This is a genomic window from Kitasatospora sp. NPDC002551 (assembly GCF_040296005.1).
In the GTDB taxonomy this organism is placed as follows: domain Bacteria; phylum Actinomycetota; class Actinomycetes; order Streptomycetales; family Streptomycetaceae; genus Kitasatospora.
The window spans coordinates 72,864-93,574 of sequence record NZ_JBEOWI010000028.1; the positions used below are offsets into that span (position 1 = coordinate 72,864).

At 74.6% G+C, this 20,711-nt stretch carries 22 protein-coding genes; 8 read left to right on the forward strand and 14 right to left on the reverse strand.

The features are described from left to right. Positions 1-197 precede the first annotated feature (197 nt). Both ABT093_RS23220 and ABT093_RS23225 read left to right on the forward strand, forming a co-directional pair. A complete protein-coding gene (locus ABT093_RS23220) occupies positions 198-1,115 on the forward strand; it encodes an AurF N-oxygenase family protein (RefSeq protein ID WP_350567328.1) in 918 nt (305 codons plus the stop codon). A gap of 113 nt (positions 1,116-1,228) precedes the next feature. Next, positions 1,229-2,875 (forward strand): 4Fe-4S binding protein, encoded by a 1,647-nt coding sequence (locus ABT093_RS23225; RefSeq protein ID WP_350567331.1) that lies wholly within the window; start codon positions 1,229-1,231, stop codon positions 2,873-2,875. Between the two features lie 21 nt (positions 2,876-2,896). On the opposite strand, the gene ABT093_RS23230 is transcribed toward ABT093_RS23225, so the two are convergent. The 9 genes from ABT093_RS23230 to ABT093_RS23270 all read right to left on the reverse strand — a co-directional run bounded on the left by ABT093_RS23230 (position 2,897) and on the right by ABT093_RS23270 (position 11,004). Next, entirely contained in the window at positions 2,897-3,160 is a 264-nt protein-coding gene (locus tag ABT093_RS23230) for a hypothetical protein (RefSeq protein WP_350567334.1), read from the reverse strand. Beyond that, on the reverse strand, positions 3,153-3,428 hold the full coding sequence (locus ABT093_RS23235; protein ID WP_350567337.1) for a hypothetical protein: 276 nt from the start codon (positions 3,426-3,428) through the stop codon (positions 3,153-3,155). Before ABT093_RS23235 ends, ABT093_RS23230 begins: the two co-directional genes overlap by 8 nt. Positions 3,429-3,542: 114 nt before the next feature. Beyond that, a complete protein-coding gene (locus tag ABT093_RS23240) occupies positions 3,543-3,962 on the reverse strand; it encodes a hypothetical protein (protein WP_350567340.1) in 420 nt (139 codons plus the stop codon). Positions 3,963-4,244: 282 nt separating this feature from the next. Beyond that, entirely contained in the window at positions 4,245-5,372 is a 1,128-nt protein-coding gene (locus tag ABT093_RS23245) for a PucR family transcriptional regulator (RefSeq protein WP_350567343.1), read from the reverse strand. A 207-nt stretch (positions 5,373-5,579) separates the two neighbouring features. Further along, a complete protein-coding gene (locus ABT093_RS23250; RefSeq protein ID WP_350567346.1) occupies positions 5,580-6,593 on the reverse strand; it encodes an ABC transporter ATP-binding protein in 1,014 nt (337 codons plus the stop codon). Next, positions 6,590-7,609, reverse strand: a complete 1,020-nt coding sequence (locus tag ABT093_RS23255) for an ABC transporter ATP-binding protein (RefSeq protein ID WP_350567349.1) — start codon at positions 7,607-7,609, stop codon at positions 6,590-6,592. Before ABT093_RS23255 ends, ABT093_RS23250 begins: the two co-directional genes overlap by 4 nt. Further along, positions 7,606-8,478, reverse strand: a complete 873-nt coding sequence (locus ABT093_RS23260) for an ABC transporter permease (RefSeq protein WP_350567351.1) — start codon at positions 8,476-8,478, stop codon at positions 7,606-7,608. Before ABT093_RS23260 ends, ABT093_RS23255 begins: the two co-directional genes overlap by 4 nt. Next, on the reverse strand, positions 8,465-9,436 hold the full coding sequence (locus ABT093_RS23265; RefSeq protein WP_350567353.1) for an ABC transporter permease: 972 nt from the start codon (positions 9,434-9,436) through the stop codon (positions 8,465-8,467). Before ABT093_RS23265 ends, ABT093_RS23260 begins: the two co-directional genes overlap by 14 nt. Beyond that, positions 9,433-11,004 carry an ABC transporter substrate-binding protein gene (locus tag ABT093_RS23270; RefSeq protein ID WP_350567356.1) on the reverse strand — a complete coding sequence of 524 codons (1,572 nt, stop codon included), beginning with the start codon at positions 11,002-11,004 and terminating at the stop codon, positions 9,433-9,435. The genes ABT093_RS23265 and ABT093_RS23270 overlap by 4 nt, the downstream gene beginning before the upstream one ends. Positions 11,005-11,240: 236 nt before the next feature. On the opposite strand from ABT093_RS23270, the gene ABT093_RS23275 reads away from it, so the two are divergent. Continuing rightward, entirely contained in the window at positions 11,241-11,882 is a 642-nt protein-coding gene (locus ABT093_RS23275; RefSeq protein ID WP_350567359.1) for a TetR/AcrR family transcriptional regulator, read from the forward strand. 4 nt (positions 11,883-11,886) lie between these two features. Here ABT093_RS23275 and ABT093_RS23280 read toward each other — a convergent pair whose 3' ends face one another. After that, positions 11,887-12,684: a GntR family transcriptional regulator gene (locus ABT093_RS23280; protein WP_350567362.1), complete on the reverse strand. Its 798-nt coding sequence runs from the start codon at positions 12,682-12,684 to the stop codon at positions 11,887-11,889. 177 nt (positions 12,685-12,861) lie between these two features. Between ABT093_RS23280 and ABT093_RS23285 the strand changes: the two genes are divergently transcribed. Genes ABT093_RS23285 through ABT093_RS23295 form a run of 3 tightly spaced genes read left to right on the forward strand, consistent with a single transcriptional unit; the run spans position 12,862 to position 16,591 of the window. Further along, a complete protein-coding gene (locus ABT093_RS23285) occupies positions 12,862-13,614 on the forward strand; it encodes a tyrosine-protein phosphatase (RefSeq protein WP_350567365.1) in 753 nt (250 codons plus the stop codon). Beyond that, complete coding sequence (locus ABT093_RS23290) at positions 13,611-15,395, forward strand: glycoside hydrolase family 3 protein (protein WP_350567368.1); 1,785 nt, start codon at positions 13,611-13,613, stop codon at positions 15,393-15,395. The genes ABT093_RS23285 and ABT093_RS23290 overlap by 4 nt, the downstream gene beginning before the upstream one ends. Continuing rightward, on the forward strand, positions 15,392-16,591 hold the full coding sequence (locus tag ABT093_RS23295; protein ID WP_350567370.1) for a glycoside hydrolase family 1 protein: 1,200 nt from the start codon (positions 15,392-15,394) through the stop codon (positions 16,589-16,591). Before ABT093_RS23290 ends, ABT093_RS23295 begins: the two co-directional genes overlap by 4 nt. A gap of 42 nt (positions 16,592-16,633) precedes the next feature. Here ABT093_RS23295 and ABT093_RS23300 read toward each other — a convergent pair whose 3' ends face one another. From ABT093_RS23300 to ABT093_RS23310, 3 genes are read right to left on the reverse strand one after another with little or no spacing between them, the layout of a single operon-like run. Next, positions 16,634-17,542 carry a transporter substrate-binding domain-containing protein gene (locus ABT093_RS23300; RefSeq protein ID WP_350567373.1) on the reverse strand — a complete coding sequence of 303 codons (909 nt, stop codon included), beginning with the start codon at positions 17,540-17,542 and terminating at the stop codon, positions 16,634-16,636. A gap of 22 nt (positions 17,543-17,564) precedes the next feature. Then, the gene (locus ABT093_RS23305; RefSeq protein WP_350567375.1) at positions 17,565-18,302 is read right to left on the reverse strand and encodes a hypothetical protein; all 738 of its coding nucleotides are present in this window, start codon (positions 18,300-18,302) and stop codon (positions 17,565-17,567) included. A gap of 2 nt (positions 18,303-18,304) precedes the next feature. Next, positions 18,305-18,721: a hypothetical protein gene (locus ABT093_RS23310; RefSeq protein ID WP_350567377.1), complete on the reverse strand. Its 417-nt coding sequence runs from the start codon at positions 18,719-18,721 to the stop codon at positions 18,305-18,307. Positions 18,722-18,928: 207 nt separating this feature from the next. Here ABT093_RS23310 and ABT093_RS23315 point away from each other — a divergent pair, with 207 nt between their 5' ends. Together ABT093_RS23315 and ABT093_RS23320 are read left to right on the forward strand one after the other, a co-directional pair. Beyond that, positions 18,929-19,495, forward strand: a complete 567-nt coding sequence (locus ABT093_RS23315) for a DUF4291 domain-containing protein (protein WP_350567380.1) — start codon at positions 18,929-18,931, stop codon at positions 19,493-19,495. Between the two features lie 86 nt (positions 19,496-19,581). Then, complete coding sequence (locus ABT093_RS23320; protein WP_350567383.1) at positions 19,582-19,989, forward strand: RidA family protein; 408 nt, start codon at positions 19,582-19,584, stop codon at positions 19,987-19,989. 89 nt (positions 19,990-20,078) lie between these two features. On the opposite strand, the gene ABT093_RS23325 is transcribed toward ABT093_RS23320, so the two are convergent. Continuing rightward, positions 20,079-20,513, reverse strand: a complete 435-nt coding sequence (locus ABT093_RS23325) for a YybH family protein (RefSeq protein ID WP_350567385.1) — start codon at positions 20,511-20,513, stop codon at positions 20,079-20,081. Positions 20,514-20,711 lie beyond the last annotated feature (198 nt).

Here is a 20,711-nt window from a genome sequence, read left to right on the forward strand (position 1 = left end):
GCGGTTCGCTGCCGCGACCCCTCCATCATCCCCCGGCCGGGCGAGCCCGCCAGTTCCGGACGGCGGCGAGGGTGGCGAGGAGGCCGGCGAGGAGGCACCCCGCGGGGGGTTCTCGGACGCCGACTCTTATTGTAATCTCCGTCAATAAGCGGGGCATGCGGGTTCCCGCGCAGGCCACGCACCTGACGGAGGCAGCCATGGCCCACCCGGCGCAACGCGTTCCCACCCGGACCCACACCGAGGCGGACGACGACGTCTCCAAGCGGCTGCTCGACTCCGCCGCCACCCTCTCCTACGACCCGGCCGTCGAGATCGACTGGGACGCCCCGCTCCCGCCCGGGCACTACGGGCTCAATCCCGAGTGGAGCACCCTCTACGGCACCCCGCTCTGGGCGGAGATGACCGAGGAGCAGCGGGTCACCCTCACCCGCCACGAGGTCGGCTCGATCATGACCACCGGCATCTGGTTCGAGATGATCCTGCAGCAGATGGTGCTGCGCGACCAGTACCTCAAGGACCCGGCGAGCGCCGAGTTCCGCTTCGCGCTCACCGAGATCGCCGACGAGTGCCGCCACTCGATCATGTTCGCCCGCGCCTGCGAGAAGATGGGCGTCCCCCAGTACCGGCCGAACCGGCTGGTCGCCCAGGCCGGGCGCGCCTACAAGTCCCTCGCCCGCGGCGAACTCGCCTACGGAGGCATCCTGGTGGCCGAGGAGGTGCTGGACGTCATGCAGCGCGACTGGATGCGCGGCGAGAACGTCCTCGACATCGTCCGCGGGACGTCCCGGATCCACGTGGTCGAGGAGTCCCGGCACATGAAGTTCGCCCGTCAGGAGATCCGCGAACGGCTGCGCGGGGCGAGCGTCCTGCGCCGGCGCAACGCGGCCTTCGGCATCGCGGCCGGCGCCTTCGTCATCGTCACCAGCATGGTGCACCCGGCCGTGTACCGGGCCGCCGGCCTGGACGTCGAACGGGCGCTCGCCGAGGCCGGGGCCAGCGAGCACCGCCGCGCCATGATGCGCACCAGCAGCCGCCACCTGATGGCCTTCCTCGCCGAGAACGGGCTGCTCACCACGGCGGCGGCGAGGATCTACCGGCGCATCCACATGCTCTGAGCGCGCCCGCCCGGCCCGTTCCCCCGGCACCGTCCCCCGTTCCCCGTTCCCCGTTCCCCGTTCCCCGTTCCCCCGGCACCCGTTCCCCACGCAGCGAGGACCCCACGCCCGCCATGGCCTACGCGATCACCCGTACCTGCTGCAACGACGCCTCGTGCGTGTCCGTCTGCCCCGTCAACTGCATCCACCCCACGCCGGACGAGCCGGACTTCGGCCGCACCGACATGCTGTACATCGACCCGGCCGCCTGCATCGACTGCGGCGCCTGCGCGGACGCCTGCCCGGTGGACGCCGTCTTCCCGGTCGACCGGCTGATGGGGCCCGACGCGGTCTACGGCGAGCTCAACCGGGACTGGTTCCGCGACCACCCCGCCGACCACGCCTGGGGCGCGCCCGTCTTCCCCCGCAGCCTGCCCGCCGGTCCCGGGACCGGCCCGCTGCGGGTCGCCGTCGTCGGCACCGGGCCGTCGGCGAGCTACACCGCGCAGGCACTGCTGCGCTCCACCGGTGCCGAGGTCACCATGATCGACCGGCTGCCGGTGGCGGGCGGACTGCTGCGGCACGGGGTCGCCCCGGACCACCAGTCGACCAAGCGGATCGCCGAGAGCTTCGCCTCCGTCTTCCACGACCCGCGGCTGCGGGTCCACCTCAACGTCGAGGTCGGCACCGACCTCCGCCACGCCGAACTCACCGCCCACCACCACGCGGTGGTGTACGCGGTCGGCGCCGCCGCCGACCGCCGGCTCGGGGTGCCCGGCGAGGACCTGCCGGGCAGCGTGCCCGCCACCACCTTCGTCCGCTGGTACAACGCCGAACCGACCGTGCCGGGCGACGCGGTCGCCCTCGGCGGCGGGACGGGGGACGGCGCCGAACGGGCCGTGGTGATCGGCAACGGCAACGTCGCGGTCGACATCGCGCGGATCCTGCTCACCGACCCCGACCGGCTCGCCGCCACCGACATCGCCGACCACGCGCTCGCCGCGCTGCGCCGCAGCCCGGTCCGCGAGGTCGTCCTGCTCGCCCGGCGCGGGCCCGAGCACGCCGCGTGGACCGCGCCCGAGTTCCTCGCCCTCGCCCGGCTGCCCGGCGTGGACATCGTGGTGGACGACCACCCGGAGGTCCGCGCCGCCCTGGCCGGAGCCCCGCGCGGCTCCGGAGCGGCGCTGCTCGCCGGCCTCCCGCTGGAGCGGGTGGACACCGCCGCCGCGCCCCGGCCCGGCCGGCGGATCGTGCTGCGCTTCCACGCCGCGCCCGCCGCCCTGCTCGGCGACGAGCGCTCCGGCCGGGTCACGGCGGTCCGCCTCGCCGGCGGCGACGAACTCCTGCGCGCCGGTCTGGTCGTGCGCTCCATCGGCCACCGCGGCGTCCCCGTCCCCGGGCTGCCCTTCGACGACACCGCCGGCGCCGTCCCGCACACCGGCGGGCGCGTCCTCGACCCGGCGACCGGCCGGCCGCTGCCCGGGACCTACCTGGTCGGCTGGGCCAAGCGCGGCCCCTCCGGCGGCATCGGCGCCAACCGCGCCTGCGCCGAGGAGACCGTCCACGCCCTGCTGGACGACGCCGTCGCGGGCGTCCTGCCCGTGCCCGCGGCCGACCGCAGGTCCTTCGAGCGCCTGGTCCGCGCCCGCCGCCCCGACGCGCTCGGCCTGCGCCAGCTGCGCGCCATCGACCGCGCCGAACGCGCCCGGGGCGAGGCCACCGGCCGCCCCCGCGTCAAACTCCCCACCGTCCCCGCCCTCCTCGCCGCCGCCCGCCGCTGACCCGCCCTCGACAGGCCCCGATCACGGCCCGACGAGCACCAGCACGATGCGGATCTCCTGGGCGTTGACGCGGTATCCCAACGTCATGCCGGGTACTGCGTCATCACCGGGGATGGTGACGACACGCCCGGAGACGTCGTCCCCGGGCGTGTAGGGAAGGCCCGGTTCCGGGTCGCGCCTGATACTGCGGAGGGTGTGAAGGAACCGGCGTCGCTGGTCCGTGGTGAGACCGGCCACGGCGGGCCGGACGGCATCGTCGAGGAAGAGCGGCCGCAGGTCAGACATCCAACTCCTCCCATTCAGGCAGGACTTCGGCGAGCGGCGTGCCCGGCCGGTCGAAGGCGGTCCGCAGCGCATGCTCGATCTCGGGGACGGTTCGCAGGTGCAGCAGCTGCTGCCAGCTCTTGAGGTAGTCCCGGATCTCGTGCAGGGGTACGTCCTCGATCTCGGTGGCGAAGCGGTCGAGATCGGGGCCGGAGAGAGTCCCGCGGAACTCGCGGATGGTTCGCGGGCCCTCCGACGGCAGGCGGGGCTGGACGGGTTGAGCACTCATGGCGGTGCCTCGCTTCGACCGGAAGGGGATGACGCGCCGAACCTACCGCCGGTCCGGTCCGGCTCGCACCTGAGCAGAGTAAGTCTGATGGTCCGCTCTTCGGTCGAACATCTCTCAGCTGAAGAGGACGCCGAGGTCGAGGTGGGTGATGAGGAAGGTGTTGGTGACCGGGTCGTGGGCGTGCAGGAGGGCGGTGGCGCCGGCGGGGACGGCGGGGTCGCCGGGCGGGGTGCGGACGGCGAGGAGGGCGGGGGAGCCGTCGTCGGTGGTGGTCTCGGCCCAGCCGGAGACGGTGTCGGCGCCGCCGGGGAGGACCACGCAGGCGCGGCCGACCAGCGGGAACTGTTCGGAGGCGAGGAGGTCCCCGGGCAGTTCGTCCGGCAGGTCCCCGGAGGCGGCGTCGACGTGGGGGTCGGTGCCGCACCCCCCGCTCCGGGTGCCGGTGGTGCGGCCGACGCCGTGCCCCCCGGACACGGCGTCGGCTCCGAGGCCGCTGAGCAGGGCCAGCATCCAGTACTCGGCGGTCACCAGCAAGGTCGGAAGCTTCGGTGCGGCCTTGAACTCCCCCCGCATCCGCCCGTCCCCCCGACCTCGTTCGGCGCCGGACCCCCCGGGCGCCGTGGTGATCCTGTCAGGAGGAAAGCGTCCGCACACTGCCAGGACCCGGCAATCTTGACGCTGCTTTGACACCTGAAAATATCCGGAATCCGTAAGCAACGCGTGGCCCACTGAAACGTTCACGATGGAACTGTCGCGGGCCCGGAACGGTCGCCGAGCGGTCACGCGACGGGCCCGGAACGGTCAGGCCCGGAACGGTCAGGGCCGGAGCGGCTGGTCGGGCCAGTCGAGCAGCCGCGCGCCCATCACCGCGGTCTCCAGGGTGTAGCGGTGCAGCGCGTCCGCCGGGTTGTAACCGGTCAGCTCGCGGATGCGGTCCAGCCGGTAGCCGAGCGCGCGCACGCTCAGGCCCAGCCGCCGGGCGGTCTCGGCGTTCACGTACCCGGCCTCCGCCTGGACGGTGATGGTCTCCAGCAGCGGGCGGGCGCCGCCGCGCGCGGAGGTGAGCGGGCCGAGCACGGTGCGCACCAGGTCGGCCATCGCGGAACGGTCCCGCATCAGCACAGGGAAGACCAGCAGTTCCTCGGCGCGCAGCCGCTGCGCGGACAGCTCCAGCCGCTGCGCGTACTCCAGCGCGCCGAGCGCCTCCTCGTAGCTGCGGACGATGCCGCCGGTGCCGGCGTGCCGGCGGCCGGTCGCCACCCGCAGCGCGGGAGGGTAGCCGGCGCCGGGCCGCAGGGCGAGGTCGGTGAAGGCGGTGAGGACGGCCTGTTCGCCGTCGGAGGCGATGCAGACCAGCCGCCCGTCGCGGGCGGCCAGCAGCAGGGTGCGGTCGTCGTAACGGCCGGTCAGTTCGCGCAGCACCCGGTGCGCGGCGGGTGCGCCCTCCAGGTAGGGCTCGTCGGCGACGGCGACCGCGACGGTGTATCCGGCGGCCAGCCGCAGGCCGAACCGCTCGGCGCGCTCGGCGAGCCGGCCGAGGTCGGAGCGGCCGTGCAGCAGGTCGTTGACCAGCTCGCGCCGGTTGGTCTCCTCCTGGCGCACGGCCATCCGCTGGGCGCGCTCGTGACCCTCGGCGAGGGCGCCGAGGGCGGCCTGGGTGGCGGCGAGCACGGCGTCCCCGGTGCGCCGCAGCTCGGCGGCGGTGGCGGCGGTGAGGCCGGGGAGGGTCTGCCAGGCGGCGCGGGTGGCGCCGAGACAGGCGCCGACGAGTTCGCGCAGGCCGTGGCCGGTCTCCGCGCCGCGCTCGCCGAGGTCGCGCAGCCGCTCCAGTTCGGCGCGGCGCAGCAGGCGGCCGGTGCGGGAGACGTCGGTGAGCAGGTCCAGGCAGTGGTGGGCCAGCTCGTTGGGGATGTCGGGTGCGCCGGTTCCGTTGGCCACCGTCATGTCGTCGTGTCCCGCCCCGGTCCGTCGGTGTGGTCGGGCCGGCCGGCGTGCCCGCCGGTCGGCTTCCTCGCTGGTCAGCCGGGTGCGTTCCGCCGCTGGTCGGGCGGCCGGCTGCCCAGGCCGGGATGCTACCCGGTCGGTGCCCCGGCCGTCCCGCGCGTCCGCCGCGCCCGCGGCGGCACCGCCTGCGCCGACGGCTCCGGGCCCCTACGCCGGAGCCGCCGGCTGCCGGGCCGTCAGCGGCCGGTGGCAGGCGACGGTCCGCCCCGGGGACACCTCGCGCAGCCGCGGCACCTCGCTCGCGCACCGCTCGTCGGCGAACGGGCAGCGGGTGCGGAACCGGCACCCGGACGGCGGGTCGAGCGGGGACGGCGGGTCGGCGGGGAGCAGCCCGGTGTCGCCGAGCGGGCGGCCCGGCTCGGGGACGGCGGCGAGCAGCGCCGCCGTGTAGGGGTGGGCGGGTGCGGCGAGCACCTCCTCGGTGGGGCCCTGTTCGCAGAGCCGGCCGAGGTGGAGCACCGCGACGTCGTCGCTGACGGCGCGGACCACGCCGAGGTCGTGCGAGATGAACAGGCTCGCCAGACCGCGCTCCTCGGTCAGCCGGCGCAGCAGGTTGAGCACGGTGGCCTGGGCGGAGACGTCGAGGGCCGAGACGGCCTCGTCGGCGATCAGCACCCGGGGTTCGGCGGCGAGCGCCCGGGCGATGGCGACCCGCTGGGCCTGGCCGCCGGAGAGCTGGGCGGGCCGGCGGTCGCCGAACAGCGCGACCGGCAGGCCGACGGCCTCCAGCTGCTGCTCGACCACGGCCACGCGGTCGACCGACGGGTCCGGGTGGGCGTCCAGCGGTTCGGCGACGAGGTCGCGCACGGTGCGGCGCGGGTTGAGCGAGGAGACCGGGTCCTGGAACACCATCTGCATCCGGGGGCGCAGGGCCCGCAGCGCGCGCGGGGCGAGCGCGGCGAGGTCGGTGCCGTCCAGGGTGACGGTGCCGGTGGTGGGCGGGGGCAGCCGCAGCAGGGCCTTGGCGATGCTGCTCTTGCCGGAGCCGGACTCGCCGACCAGGGCGAGGGTGCGGCGTTCGCGCAGGGTGACGTCGACGCCGCTGACGGCGTGCAGCGGGCCGGAGCGGGTGCGGTGGACCACGGACAGTCCGGTGGCCCGCAGCACGACGGGCGTGTCCGCCTCGGGGGAGGCCGGGGTGGACTCGGGTGCGGGGGTCATGCGGCGGTCTCCTCGGCCTTCTCCGGCAGCGCGGCCGACGGGGTGAGCGGGAAGTGGCAGGCGGCGGTGTGCCCGGCCCCGGCCCGGTGGAGCGGCGGCGCGTCCGTCGAGCAGAGCGCCTGGGCGCGCTCGCAGCGCGGCGCGAACGGGCAGCCGGGGGTGGGCCTGGAGAGGTCCGGCGGCGAGCCGGCCACGGCGGGCAGGGTGCGGCGCAGCGGCCCGGTGACCCGGGGCACCGAGCGCAGCAGCGCGGCGGTGTACGGGTGGGCGGGGGTCTCGGTGACGGCCTCGGTGGGGCCGGTCTCGACGACCCGTCCGCCGTACATGACGGCGATCCGCCGGGCGCGGCCGTAGAGCAGGCCGATGTCGTGGGTGATCAGCAGGGTGGCCAGGCCCCGGGTCTCGCGGTGCCGGTCGAGCAGGTCGAGCACGGTGCGCTGGACGGTGACGTCGAGCGCGGTGGTGGGTTCGTCGGCGAGCAGCAGGGCGGGGGAGCCGGCCAGCGCGGCGGCGATGCCCACGCGCTGGCGCAGGCCGCCGGACAGCTCGTGCGGGTAGGCGCGGGCGCGCCGGGCCGGGTCGGGGACGTCGACGGCGGCGAGCAGTTCGGCGGCGGTGCGCAGCCGTTCCCGGCGGGGCATCCGGCGCCGGTTGGTGAGCGACTCGGTGACCTGGTCGGCGATCCGGACGACCGGGTTGAGCGAGGTCATCGGGTCCTGGTGGACCATCGCGACGCCGGTGCCGAGCAGTTCGGCGCGCCGGCCGGCGGTGGCGGTGAGCAGGTCCTCGCCGTTGAGCAGGACCGAGCCGGTGGCGGTGGCGCGGGTGGTGCGCGGGTGGACGCCGAGCACGGTGCGGGCCAGGACGGACTTGCCGGAGCCGGACTCGCCGACGACGCCGAGGCACTCGCCGGCGCCGATGGTCAGGTCGATGCCGTGCAGCACGTGCAGCGTCCGGCCGTCGGGGGTGTGCAGGGTGGTGTCGAGCGAACGGACCTCCAGAACCGGGCTGGTCATCCTCGCCCTCCCTTCGAACGCAGCTGCTCGCCCAGGTAGTTGAGGGCGAGGACGGTCAGGCAGAGCACCGTCGCCGGGGCGAGCGAGATCCACGGGGCGCTGCCGAGCGTGGTCCGGCCCTCGGCGATGATGCCGCCCCAGGACGGCTCCGGCGGGCGCAGCCCGAAGCCGAGGAAGCTGAGCGAGCCCTCGGCGACGATGGCGACGGTGGTGGCGGTGAACGCGAAGGTGAGCGCGGCGGGGGCGACGTGCGGGACGACCTCGCGGCGCAGGATGCGCAGCGGCGGGGTGCCGATCATCCGGGCGGCCTGGACGAAGCCGCGCTCGCTGAGCGACAGCACCACGGCGCGCACCACCCGGGTGAAGTGCGGCACGGTGAACAGGCCGATCAGCGCGCCGATCAGGGACAGGCTGGGGCCGCGCAGCGAGACCGCGATCATCACCAGGATCAGGGTGGGGACGGACATCAGCAGGTCGGTGGCGAAGCCGATCACCTTGTCCACCGGCCCGCGGAACCAGCCGGCCGCCACGCCGAGCGCTCCGCCGCCGAGCAGGCCGACGGCGATGGTCAGCCCGGCGACGGTGAAGGAGGCGCGGGCGCCGGCCACGGTCCGCTGCAGGACGTCGCGCCCGGCGGCGTCGGTGCCCAGCCAGTGGCCGGGACCGGGGGCGGCGGCGGGGTTGGCGAAGTCGCCGTGCAGCGGGTCGAAGCCGGGCAGCAGCGGGAGCAGCAGGGCGGCGAGCGCGACGACGGCCAGCCAGGTGCCGGCGGCCAGCACCCCGGTGGAGGGGCGGCGGCGCGCCGCCTTCTTGCGCGGGACGGCGGCGGTGGGGGCGGTGGGGGTGGGGACGGTCTCAGCGGCGCTCATCGGCGATCCTCGGGTCGATCGTGCGGTACAGCAGGTCCACGGCGAAGGTGGCCGCCACCACGGCGACGGCGCTGACCACCACCACTCCCTGCACCACCGGGAAGTCGCGGCCGTTGATCGCCCCGGAGACCCACGTGCCGACGCCGGGCACCGCGAACAGCGTCTCGACCAGCACCGAGCCGCCGAGCGAGGTCCCGATGCCGATGCCGATCAGGGTGACCAGCGGCAGCGAGGAGGGCCGCAGCGTGCGGCGCAGCAGCAGCCGCACGGTGCCCATGCCGCGGCTGCGGGCGGCGGCGACGTAGGTCTGGTCGAGGGTGTCGAGCAGTTGGCCGCGCAGGGTGCGGGTGAAGACGGCGGCCTCGGTGAGGCCGAGGGTGAGCGCGGGCAGCACCAGGTGGCGCAGGTTCTCCAGCGGGTCCTCGGTGAACGGGGTCCAGCCGGTGGCCGGCAGGATCCGCAGCTGGACGGCGGTGAACCAGATCAGCAGCAGGCCGAGCACGAAGCCGGGTACGGCCAGCCAGACGAAGGCGCCGGCGGTGGCGATCCGGTCGACCGCCCCGCCCGGCCGCCAGGCCGACCAGAGCGCGACCGGCAGGGCCAGACCGAGCGCCACCACCTGGGCGGCGACGAAGAGTTCGAGGGTGACCGGGACCCGGTCGGCGAGCTCGGTGGTGACCGAGACGCCGGTGGACAGCGAGTGGCCGAGGTCGCCGTGCAGGGCGTCGCCGAGCCAGCGCCAGGTGGCCGCGAGCACGTTCTCGTCCAGGCCGAGCTTGGCCTCGTAGGCGGCGACCTGCTCCGGCGTGGCGGTGGGGCCGAGCGCGGCGAGGGCGGGGGAGCCGGGCATCAGGTGCGGCAGGGAGAGCGCCGCGACGGTGACCAGCAGGAGCACCGCGGCGGCCCGTCCGAGCCGTGCGGCGGTGCGTCCCGCCGTGCGGAGGGCGGCGGGGGTCACTTCTTCACCCACAGCGAGGCCGGGGAGACGTTGACGACGGTCCGCTTGGAGACGTCGGGCAGGCCGCCGATCCTGGCGGAGGCCAGCAGGCCGATCCTGTTCTCGGTCAGGAAGAGCATCGGGGCGTCGTTGACGACCTCCTGCGCGGCCTCCTGGTAGGAGCGGGCGCGCTGGGCCGGGTCGACGGCGGCGCGTCCGGCGGCGATCGCCTGGCCGGCCTTCGGGTTGTTCCAGCCGGTGAAGTTGAACGTGGCGTCGGGCACGTAGAGGCTGGCCAGAGCGGTGTCGGTGTCGCCGAACATGCTGGTGATGAAGTCCATCACCTGGAACTTGCGCTGGAACATCGCGGTGCCCAGGCCCGCCGGGTCCAGCGGCTTGATGGTCATCTTCACGCCGACCTCGGCGAACATCTGCTGGAGCACGGTGGCCCGCTGCTGGCCCTCGGGGCGGCTGTCGACGAGGTACTCGAAGGAGAGGTCGGAGTGACCCGCCTCGGCGAGCAGGGCGCGCGCCTTGGCCGGGTCGTGCGCGGGGTAGCCGGAGGCGTCGCCGGCGGCCCGGTAGGGGGAGGCGGAGCCGATCGGGCCGTCCGAGACCTTGCCCTGGTCGAGGTAGACGACCTTCTCGACGGCCGAGCGGTCGACCGCGTACTGCAGTGCCTTGCGCACCTTCGGGTCGTCGAAGGGCGCGGCCTTGGTGTTGAACAGCACGGTGGAGGTGGAGCCGGGGCCGGCGGCCACCCGCAGGCCGTCGGTGGCGGCCTGCTTGAGCTGGGTGGGGGTCTCGGCCCAGACGACGTCGGCGTCGCCGGAGCGCAGCGACTGGTAGCGGCTGTCGGCGTCCGGCAGCACCTTGTAGACGAGCTTGTCGGCGTGGCCCTTGGCGCCCCAGTAGGAGGGGTTGCGCACGAGGGTGGCGGAGACGCCCGGCTGCACGCTCTCCAGCGTGTACGGGCCGGAGCCGACGGCGGGGGTGTCGGCGCCGGCGGGCGCCTCCGAGACGTAGCCGAGGGAGCGGGTGAACAGGCTGGGGAAGGCGGCGTTGGGGGACTTGAGGGTGAAGCCGAGGGAGGTCGGGGAGTTGACCGTCATGGCGCCGATGGTGGCGGCGTCGGTGGCGCAGGAGCACTTGGACTCGGGCTTCGCGAGCCGGTTGACGTGGTCGACCACGGCCTGCGCGTCGAGCGGCTTGCCGTCGCTGAAGGTGACGCCCTCGCGCAGCTCCAGCGTCCAGGCGGTGGCGTCGGCGTTCGGGGTGAAGGCCTTGGCCAGGTAGGGCTGCACGGCGCCGTTGTCGCCGTTGACCATCAGCGGGTCGTAGAGCGCGTTGGCCAGGATCATCATCGGCATCGAGGTGAGGGTGGTCTCGGCCGGGTCGAGCTTGGTGAACGGGCGGTCGAGGCCGATTCTCAGGGTGCCGCCGTCGACGGCGGGGCCGTCGTCCTGGGCCGCGGCGGTGGCCGCACCGCCGCCGGAGACCGTGTCGTCGGACGCGGAGCAGGCGGAGGCGGTGAGGGCGAGGGCCGCCGTGCAGACCGTGGACGCCAGGACGAGCGTGTGCCGCTTCATGATTCCTCGGGAGGGTTCGGGGGGCTTCGGGGAGGGGGAAGACCGGCGGGCGCAGCCGGACCGGTGGCCGCCGGACACCACCCTTTGGAAGTGGCACAACTGCCAACTGGCAGTTGTGCAAACTTCGGATGACGAAATGTCGACGACTTGGCGCGCGGCTTGAGCGGGCCGCGCCGGGCGTGATTCCGTACGACTACGGCCGCGTGCGGCACAGCAGTTGACGAGGAGCGAGCAGGATGCAGGGGCAGGGGACGGACACCGTGGCGGAGCCCGGGCTGCGCGACCGCAAGCGGGCGCGGACCAGGCAGGCCATCCGCACGGCGGGGCTCGACCTCTTCGAGGAGCAGGGCTTCGAGGGCACCACGGTGGACCAGATCTGCCGCCGGGCCGACGTCGCCCACCGCACCTTCTTCCGCTACTACGAGTGCAAGGAGGCGCTGCTGTTCGGCATGGACTTCGGCGCCGCCGTCCTGGACGCCTTCGCCGCCGCGCCCGCCGGGCTCGGCCTCTGGGCCGCCTTCGACCACGCGGTGACCACCACCGACGGGGAGCTGGAGGAGCCGGCCGAGCACTCCGTGCGGCGCCGGGCCCTGCGGCACCGGTTCATCGAGGTCCGCAGCGTGCACGACTTCGGGCTGACCGTGGTCGACACCTTCTCGCGGCGGGCGGCGGCGATCGCGGCCGAGCGGCTGGGCGTGGACCCGGCCGTCGACCTGCGGCCGCGGGCGTTCGCGGCGCTGCTCGCGGGCATGACCCGGCAGCGCGTCGTCGGCGGCATGGAGGCGCGTTCGCTGCGGGACTGGGTGGCGGCCTTCCGGGACGTGCTCGGGGCGTTCGACCGGGAGGTCCCGGCGGCCCCGGCCGGGGCGCCCCGGTGAACGCCTACCGCACTGGCCCCGACCCGCCGCCCGGCTCGCGGTAGTGCAGCACGAACCGCGCGCTGCTGCCGTCGATCCGCCGCCGCAGGTAGAGCGCGGGCGTGCCGTCCGGCGTGCAGCTGACGCCCTCGCGGACCAGCAGCGCCGTGCCCGGCGGCACCCCGAGCAGCTCGGCGTCGGCGAGGTCCGCGCCGACCGCGCCGAACGCCCGCCAGTCGTACTCCAGCTCCACCCCGGCCGCCCGGGCCAGGTCGAGCACCATGTTGCCGGGGCGGCCCGGCCGCAGCAGTCCGGCCGGCAGCGGCCCGGACGGCACCCAGTAGCTGCTCACCACCCGGGGCCGGCCGCCGAGCCGGATCACCGTGTCCACCCGGGACAGCTCCGCGCTGTCGCGCCCCAGCTGACGGGCCGCCTCGGCGTCCTCCGGGCTCCCGGTCACCGGCGGCGCCGACACCACGAACTCGCCGTCCTCCGCCGCGTCCGGCACCTCCGTGCCGAGCGGCAGCCCGGAGTGCACGCTGCCGAGGTCGAAGCGCTGGCTGCGCGGGTCGACGGTGATCGACACCCGCACCGCCGGCGGGCGGACGAAGGTCCCCACGCCGCGCCGGATCTCCAGCACCGCGGCCCGCTCCAGCTCGGCCACCGCCTGCCGGACGGTCAGCCGGTTGACGCCGAACTCGGCGCTCAGCTCCGGCTCGCTGGGCAATCGTGAGCCCGCCGGGTACGCCCCGGCGTCGATGCGCTCCTGGAGCTGCCGGGCCAGCCGGCGGTACAGCGGGGTCTCGGTTCGGTGCGTCGCCACGCGCCAGATCCTACGGAGCCGGGGGGTGGCTTCCGTCCCCGGTTGTCCGGAAGTTCACCTCGCCGTCGCTTGCCCGGCGCCCCCCTCGCCAGGTAGACATCTAGACGTCTAGATGTCTTGCCCTCGATCGCACCACCACCCCCCACCCCCGTTCTCCCGCACCGAAAGGCCCCCGCCGTGACCCTGGTCAACTTCCGCGACCCCGCCACCCTCGCCGACCCCGAGGGCCGCTGGGTCCGCCCTGGAGTGCTGCACCGCTCCGCCCAGCCGTACCCGGCCGACGACGCCTCGGTCGTCGAGCAGCTGACCGCCGCCGGCGTCCGCACGATCATCGACCTGCGCGGCGACATCGAGGTGGAGGACACCGACTGGGCGCAGTCCCTGGCCGCCGGCATCGAGGTGGTCGCCGCCCGCGTCCAGCCCACCGACCGGAGGCTGGAAGCGGCCATGAAGGACATGGTCACCGACGAGGACCTCGGCGCCTTCTACCTGCTGATGGCGGAGTCCGCCCCCGGGGCGGTCAAGCTCGCCGTCGAGGCCGCCACCCGTCCCGGCGGCGTGCTGGTGCACTGCGCCGCCGGCAAGGACCGCACGGGCTGGCTGACCGCCCTGCTGCTCGACCTGCTCGGCGTCCCCGCCGAGGAGATCGTCGCCGACTACGCCCGCACCACCGCCGCGCTGCCGCAGATCTGGGCGAACCTGGCCGAGCGCAACCGCGCCGCCCTGAACGACCACGAGGCGGGCACCTTCGTCGTCCCCCGCCCGCTGCTGGAGGCCCCGGCCGGGGCGATGGCCGCCTTCCTGGAGCTGGTCGGCACCCGCTACGGCGGCACCGAGGGCCTGCTCGCCCACTGCGGGGTGGACGCCGCGACCGTCGAGGCCTTCCGCGCCAAGGCCGCCGCCCCGGCCGCCGCCGAGGTGACGGCATGAGGACCGTGCTGCGCCACACCGACGGCACGCCGTTCCGCGACCTCAACCACAACGGCACCATGGAGCCCTACGAGGACCCGCGGCTGCCCGTCGAGGAGCGCGTCGAGGACCTCCTCACCCGGATGACCCTGGAGGAGAAGGCCGCGCTGATGCTGCACGGCCGGATGCTCCCCGGCGACAACGGCCCCTTCCCGTCCGGCGACCACCTGATCACCGAGCGCGGCCTCACCGCCTTCGGCATGATGGCCGTCCCCGACGCCCGCACCATGGCCGCCTGGAACAACCACGTCCAGGACCTCGCCGCCGCCGGCCGCCTCGGCATCCCGGTCACCCTGGCCTCCGACCCCCGGCACGGCTTCACCGAGAACCCCGCCACCGCCTTCACCGGCGGCGGCTTCTCCACCGGCCCCGAGCCGATCGGCCTCGCCGCCACCGACGACCCCGCGCTCGTCGAGGAGTACGCCGCCCTGATCGGCCGCGAGCTGCGCGCCGTCGGCATCCGGATCGCCATCCACCCGATGGCCGACCTCGCCACCGAGCCCCGCTGGGCCCGGATCAGCGGCACCTTCGGCGAGGACCCGGAGCGCGCCGCGCGGATCATCGCCGCCTACATCCGCGGCCTGCAGGGCGAGCGGATCGGCCCGGACAGCGTCGCCTGCATGACCAAGCACTTCCCCGGCGGCGGCCCGCAGTACAAGGGCGAGGACTCGCACTTCGCGGCCGGCCGGCGCCTGGTCTACCCGGGCGGCGCCCTGGAGCAGCACCTGCGCCCCTTCGAGGCCGCCTTCGAGGCCGGCACCGCGCAGATCATGCCCGCTTACGCGATCCCCTCCGGCTCCGGACTCGACGAGGTCGGCGCCAACTTCAACCACGACGTCATCACCGGCCTGCTGCGCGGCCGCTACGGCTTCGACGGCGTGGTGTGCACCGACTTCAACGCCATCACCGGCATGGAGATCCCCGGCCTGGTCAGCCTGCCGCCCCGGCACTGGGGCGTCGAGGAGCTGTCGGTGCCCGAGCAGGTCGCGCTCACCCTGCGCGCGGGCGCCGACCAGCTCGGCGGCGAGACCGACCCCGAGCTGATCCTCGGCGTGGTGCGCTCCGGCGTCGTCACCGAGGCCCGCCTCGACGAGTCCGCCCGCCGCATCCTGCGCGACAAGTTCCGCCTCGGCCTCTTCGACGACCCCTACGTCGACGTGGACGCCGCCGCGGGGCTGGTCGGCGCGCCCGAGGGCCGGGCGCTCGGCCGCCGGGTGCAGACCCGCTCGCTGGTCCACCTCGCCGGCCGGCCGCTGAGCGGACAGCGGCTCTACGTGGAGGGCGTGGACGCCGGGGTCGCGGCCCGCTACGGGACGGTCGTCGAGCGTCCCGAGGACGCCGACCTCGCGGTCCTGCGCCTCGCCACGCCGTACGAGAAGCGCGCGGGGCTGCTGGAGCAGGCCTTCCACTCCGGCTCGCTGGAGTTCGAGCCGGCCGAGGCGGCCCGCGTGGCCGCCCTGGCCGCCGCCGTCCCCACCGCCGTCGTCGCCCAGCTCGAACGCCCCGCCGTGCTCACCCCGCTCGCGCCCCACGCGGCGCTGCTGGTCGGCGAGTTCGGCGCGTCGGACGAGGTCGTGCTGGACGCGGTGCTCGGCCGCGCCCCGATGACCGGCTCGCTCCCGTTCGACCTGCCCCGCTCGGACGCCGCCGTCGACGCCGCCCGCGAGGACGTGCCCTTCGACACCGCGGACCCGCTCTTCCGTTTCGGCCACCCCACTGCCCCGCGCGAGGTGACGGCATGACCCACAACGGCACGCTTCCGGACGGCTTCCTGTTCGGAGCCTCGACCGCCGCCCACCAGATCGAGGGCAACAACACCACCAGCGACTGGTGGGCCCTGGAGAACCGGCCCGGCTCGTTCCTGCCCGAGCCCAGCGGCGACGCCGCCGACAGCTTCCACCGCTGGCCCGAGGACATGGACCTGCTCGCCGGACTCGGCTTCAACGCCTACCGGTTCAGCATCGAGTGGGCCCGGATCGAGCCGGTACGCGGCCGGTACTCGCGGGCCGCGCTGGCCCACTACCGGGCCATGGTGGAGGGCGCCCTGGCCCGCGGCCTCACCCCGGTGGTGACGCTCCACCACTTCACCCTGCCGCAGTGGTTCGCCGAGGCCGGCGGCTGGCTCGCCCCCGACGCCGCCGAGCTGTTCGCCCGGTACGCCGCCACCGCCGCCACCGAGGTGCTCGACGGCGTCCGGTACGTGGCCACCATCAACGAGCCGAACATCCTCGCCCGGATGCACTCCATCGCGCGGTGGGTCCAGGAGGGCGGCACCGTCGAGGGCGGCGTCGACCGGATCGAACCCGGCGAGGACATCACCGAGGCGCTGGTGCGGGCCCACCGCGCCGCGAGCACCGCGCTGCGCGAGGCCGACCCCCGCCTGCTGATCGGCTGGACGGTCGCCGGCCTCAACCTCTACCCCGTGGAGCCCGGCGCCGAGGCCACCGTCGCGGCCCTCGCCCGCGGGCGCGAGGACGTCTTCACCGAGGCCGCCCGCGGCGACGACTGGATCGGCGTGCAGACCTACACCCGTACGCCGGTCGGCGTCGACGGCCAGGTCCCGGTCGCCGACGGCGTCCGCACCACCATCAAGGGCTGGGAGTACTACCCGCAGGCACTCGGCGAGACCGTCCGCCGCACCGCCGCGCTGGTCGGCCCGGACGTGCCCCTGCTGGTCACCGAGAACGGCATCGCCACCGCCGACGACACCGAGCGGATCGCCTACACCACGCAGGCGCTGGCCGGTCTCGCCGACGCCCTGCGCGACGGCGTGGACATCCGCGGCTACCTGCACTGGAGCCTGCTCGACAACTACGAATGGGGCTCCTACCGGCCGACCTTCGGCCTGGTGGCGGTGGACCCGGAGACCTTCGCGCGCACCCCGAAGCCCTCCGCCCACTGGCTCGGCGCCCTCGCCCGCGAGGGCCGCCTGGCCTGACCCGCGCGAGGCCGGAGAGCCGCGCGGCCGGCGCACCCGGGGTCAGCCCACGGGTGCGTTGGCCGGGCGGTCGCGGCAGGAGGCGCCGTCGATCTCGGTCTCGGTGGGCCGGGCCTCGTTGCGGCGCTCCAGGGGCAGTTGTGGCAGGTTGTTCTTGACGTCGCGGTCCCACTCGTTGCTCACCACGTACTTCTTCAGCGCGTCCCGCAGCCGCTCGCAGTCCTTGCGGTGGCCCTTCGCGAGGGCGACGCCGTAGTCGTTGGTCGCCGCGAACGCGATCCCCGGCACGACCGCCAGCGTCGGCTCCGCCTCCATGAAGCCGTAGAGGATCAGCTGGTCGGTGGAGACCGCGTCGACCTCGCCGGCCTTGAGCGCGTTGACGCAGAAGCCCGCGTCCTCCTCCTCCCGCAGCCGGATCGTCTGGTAGGCGGGCTTGCGCAGCTCCTCGGCCGAGGTGGTGCCCTTCCAGACGCACACCAGCCGGCCGTTGAGGTCGTCCAGGGTGCGGTAGCGCTCCAGGTCGGCCGCCCGCACCAGCATGCCCTGCTGGGTGGACGCGTAGGGGCCGACGAAGTCGAGCCCGTCCCCGCCGTCCTCGACCGGGAGCATCCGCTGGGCGGTGATCGAGAAGGTCGCCACCACGAGGTCGACGTCCCCGTCCCGCAGGGCGGGGGCGCGGTTCCTGGAGATGATGCCGTTGAAGATCGGGGGTTCCGCCCCGACCCGGTCCAGCAGCTCCCTGGCCACCGCGATGTCCAGTCCGTCGAAGTCGCCGGCGTGCCGCTCGTGGCTGGTGCCGGGCTGGTCGCTCTTCGCCCCGATCCGGACCTTCCTCTCGCCGGCGAAGATCGACGGTTCCGGATCCGCGCCGCACCCCCCGGCGGCGAGGGCGAGGAGAACCGCCGCGGTGGCGGCCCGGAGTGCCGGTGCCCGTCGTCGCGTGTCCGTCATGTGCTACCCCCCATGGTCCTGGTCAGTCGTTGAAGAGCGTCCCGTCCGCCTTCGCCACCCGCATCGCGCAGTTCGGCCGGGTCTGCACCGAGATCTCGATGGCCACCTCGCCGCGCCGACCGCCGAGGTCGAACTCCACCACCGACTGCGCGGGCACCCGCTGGACGCCCGGGGCGACCCCCGGTGTGAGGGCCGTCAGCGTCGCGGTCGTCTTGTGGACGCAGGTCGGTGACGTCGGATCGTCGTCCGAGATGGTCAGCGCCAGCCGGAGCCGGTCGCGGGCCTTCCCGGCGGCCGGTGCGGGCAGGACGAGGGTCTGCGTCGTGGAGGCGGTCAGCGGCCCGGCCCCCCGGACGGCGATCTCCACCGGGACCTCGCCGCCTCGCCGGACCGACTCCAGGCCGGCCAGACCGAGCAGGGAGAGGACCAGCGCGGACGCCAGGAGCAGCAGGCCCGCCGTCGACCACGGGTGCGACACCGCGGTCGGTCCGGCGACGGCGCACCGCACCGACAGCGCGAAGCCGGCCGCGAGGGCGGCGTAGAACCAGAGGTACTGGCTCTGCGGGCCGCCCGGCCAGGACAGCACGGCGTAGCCGGCGGTGCCGACGGCCACCAGGAGCGGCAGCCGCGCCACGACCGAACGCGGGTCGACGTTCTTCAGGAAGGTGAACGTGGAGCGGTGGACTTGGCCGACGTTGAACGCGTTGTTGCCGGACGAGTTGATCTCGACGGTCCGGTCCGGGCCCGGTTCCCCCTCCATGGTCAGCTGCCGAAGTTGAACGTGGAGTTCTCGATGTGGGCGGCGTTGAACGCCCGCTCGCCGTACGAGTTGATCGTGACCGTCCGGACGGCCTCCACCAGCCGCTCCGCGTCGAGCGGGTCCGCCGCCGGTCCGCGCAGCCAGCTGAGCAGCGCCTCGGCCAGCCGGGCGCGGTCGGCCTCGCCGAGGCCGTTCAGCAGGCCGTCGACCCGCTCCTCGGGCAGGTCGTGGCGGTTCAGCACCTCGGCCACCTCGGCGGAGCGCCGGCCGAAGAGCCGGCGGAAGAACCCCTCACCCGTCCCCGCCGTCCCCGTGGCGACGCGCTGCGCGGCCTCCTCGGCCAGCTGGGTTCCGAAGGCGGTTGCGGCGACCGTGAAGTACGGAGCGATCGCGGTGATGTCGGTGAGCAGCTCGGACACAGGCCCCCCAGAATGTCCAGGCCACTCGCTGTCGGTGGCCGCGGCGAGTGCGATGGTAGCGATCGGGGGGCGGCGGCGCACCGGTCCGGCCCGAACCCGTGCCGGGACAACCGTCCCGCGGGCCGGGCGGCATGGAGAAGCGCAGGCCGGCGGGGCGGGGGGAAAACCGCTCGCCCCTGCGGCGGTGCGCTGGCAGAGTCCGGTGCCATGCAGCAGCTGTACGGGATCCGTGCCGACTTCGACGCCGCCACCGTCGTCGTCTACCAGGCGTACGCCCCGGCGGTGGCCGACGCGGCCCTCGCCGCCGGGCGGTTCGTCCCGCCGTTCTCCTTCGGGCGGATGACGTGGATCAAGCCCTCGTTCTGCTGGCTGATGCACCGCAGCAACTGGGCCCGCAAGCCCGGGCAGGAACGCGTCCTCGCGGTGCGGATCACCCGGGCCGGCTGGGAGGAGGCGCTCGGACGGGCCGTGCCGACCACCGCCGACCCCGCGGCGCTCGCCCGCGCCGAGGTCCACGTCCAGTGGGACCCGGAGCGCTCGCCGCGCGGCGCCGCGCTCAACCACTACAGCATCCAGGTCGGCGTGGGCCGCACCCTGATCCGGACCTTCGCCGAGGAGTGGATCACCGGGATCACCGACCTCACCCCGCAGGTGCGGCGGATCGCCGCGCTGCTCCAGCAGGGCCGCGCCGCCCAGGCGCAGCGCCTGCTCCCCCCGGAGCGCCCCTATCCGCTGCCGCGCGCCCTCGCCGACCGCCTGGGTGCGAACGGGTGATATTCCGTCAGGACCGGATGACCGTGAACCCACCCGGCGTTGTCGCGGCCGCACACCGCACACCGCACCGGAAGGGAACCGCCCCCGTGACCGACAACCGCGTCATCACCAACCCCGCCGACCTGCACGACCCCAGGCCGTTCGGCTACAGCCACGTCGTCTCCGCCGCCGGCGAGACCGTGTACCTCGCCGGGCAGTACGCCTCCGACGCCGACGGCCAGGTGGCGGTGGAGGACTTCGCCGGCCAGGTCGCACTGTCCCTGGAGAACCTCCGGCGGGCGCTGACCGCCGTCGGCCTCGGCTTCGAGAACGTCGTCCGGCTCGGTTCGTTCATCAAGGACCACGACCAGGAGAAGCTGGAGATCCTCAACAAGGCCCTGCGCTACACCTGGGGCGAGCGCCTGCCCGCACAGACCCTCAGCGGGGTGGCCACGCTGGCGCTGCCCGGGATGCTCGTCGAGATCGACGCCATCGCGGTGCGCCCCGCCTCCTGACGGTCGGGCCGGCGGACGACGAAGGGGGCCGCCTCCCCGGCACGATCACGGGATCGGGAGGCGGCCCCCGGTCCGGGGCCGGTCAGGACCTACGCTGCGGACCGGGCATCGACCGCGTTGTTCTGACCGGCCACGATCTTCCACCCGTCCGCCTGCCGGGCGACCACGTAGAGCGCCCGGCCGTGCGGACCCTCCACCGGCCTGCCCTCGGCGTCGGTGGGCGTCTGGGCCACGTTGACGGCGACCACGCCGTCCGTGACCGCCAGCAGCTTCACCACCTCGTAGCGGGCGTACGCGTCCTTGAGGAACTCCCGCATCGCCGGACCGCTGAACTCGGTGATCGCCGCCCGCCCGTCCAGCCGCCGGCCGGCCGCGTTGGTCCAGGACGCCTGCTCGCCGAACTGCGCGCCCAGCGCGCGGGCGTCCTTGCGGTTGAACGCGTCCTCCAGCGCCGCGACCACCCCGGTCACCGCCTCCCGCACCGCCGCCGGCACGTCCCCCGCCACCAGCACCCCGTCCGCCATGACCAGCACCTCTCCCCGTATCGGGCGTCCTGCGGCGGTGATCACCGCCGGTCCCCATTCGACAACCTCAACCGCGCTTGAGGTCAAGCCCCCGAATCGACGGCCGTTCGTCAGCGGCGCGCGCTAGCATGTGCGGTTCGTCCACAACGGGCCGTGACACGCCCAACCGTTCGAAGCACAAAGGATGATGACGATCAG

Bases quoted from the DNA above. Each gene is read 5' to 3' on its own strand.
- ABT093_RS23255 (WP_350567349.1), bottom strand. From the start codon at position 7,609: ATGACCAGCCCGGTTCTGGAGGTCCGTTCGCTCGACACCACCCTGCAC.
- ABT093_RS23275 (WP_350567359.1), top strand. From the start codon at position 11,241: ATGCAGGGGCAGGGGACGGACACCGTGGCGGAGCCCGGGCTGCGCGAC.
- ABT093_RS23290 (WP_350567368.1), top strand. From the start codon at position 13,611: ATGAGGACCGTGCTGCGCCACACCGACGGCACGCCGTTCCGCGACCTC.
- ABT093_RS23305 (WP_350567375.1), bottom strand. From the start codon at position 18,302: ATGGAGGGGGAACCGGGCCCGGACCGGACCGTCGAGATCAACTCGTCC.
- ABT093_RS23315 (WP_350567380.1), top strand. From the start codon at position 18,929: ATGCAGCAGCTGTACGGGATCCGTGCCGACTTCGACGCCGCCACCGTC.
- ABT093_RS23245 (WP_350567343.1), bottom strand. From the start codon at position 5,372: ATGACGGTGGCCAACGGAACCGGCGCACCCGACATCCCCAACGAGCTG.
- ABT093_RS23220 (WP_350567328.1), top strand. From the start codon at position 198: ATGGCCCACCCGGCGCAACGCGTTCCCACCCGGACCCACACCGAGGCG.
- ABT093_RS23260 (WP_350567351.1), bottom strand. From the start codon at position 8,478: ATGAGCGCCGCTGAGACCGTCCCCACCCCCACCGCCCCCACCGCCGCC.
- ABT093_RS23295 (WP_350567370.1), top strand. From the start codon at position 15,392: ATGACCCACAACGGCACGCTTCCGGACGGCTTCCTGTTCGGAGCCTCG.
- ABT093_RS23300 (WP_350567373.1), bottom strand. From the start codon at position 17,542: ATGACGGACACGCGACGACGGGCACCGGCACTCCGGGCCGCCACCGCG.
- ABT093_RS23225 (WP_350567331.1), top strand. From the start codon at position 1,229: ATGGCCTACGCGATCACCCGTACCTGCTGCAACGACGCCTCGTGCGTG.
- ABT093_RS23250 (WP_350567346.1), bottom strand. From the start codon at position 6,593: ATGACCCCCGCACCCGAGTCCACCCCGGCCTCCCCCGAGGCGGACACG.
- ABT093_RS23325 (WP_350567385.1), bottom strand. From the start codon at position 20,513: ATGGCGGACGGGGTGCTGGTGGCGGGGGACGTGCCGGCGGCGGTGCGG.
- ABT093_RS23230 (WP_350567334.1), bottom strand. From the start codon at position 3,160: ATGTCTGACCTGCGGCCGCTCTTCCTCGACGATGCCGTCCGGCCCGCC.
- ABT093_RS23235 (WP_350567337.1), bottom strand. From the start codon at position 3,428: ATGAGTGCTCAACCCGTCCAGCCCCGCCTGCCGTCGGAGGGCCCGCGA.
- ABT093_RS23270 (WP_350567356.1), bottom strand. From the start codon at position 11,004: ATGAAGCGGCACACGCTCGTCCTGGCGTCCACGGTCTGCACGGCGGCC.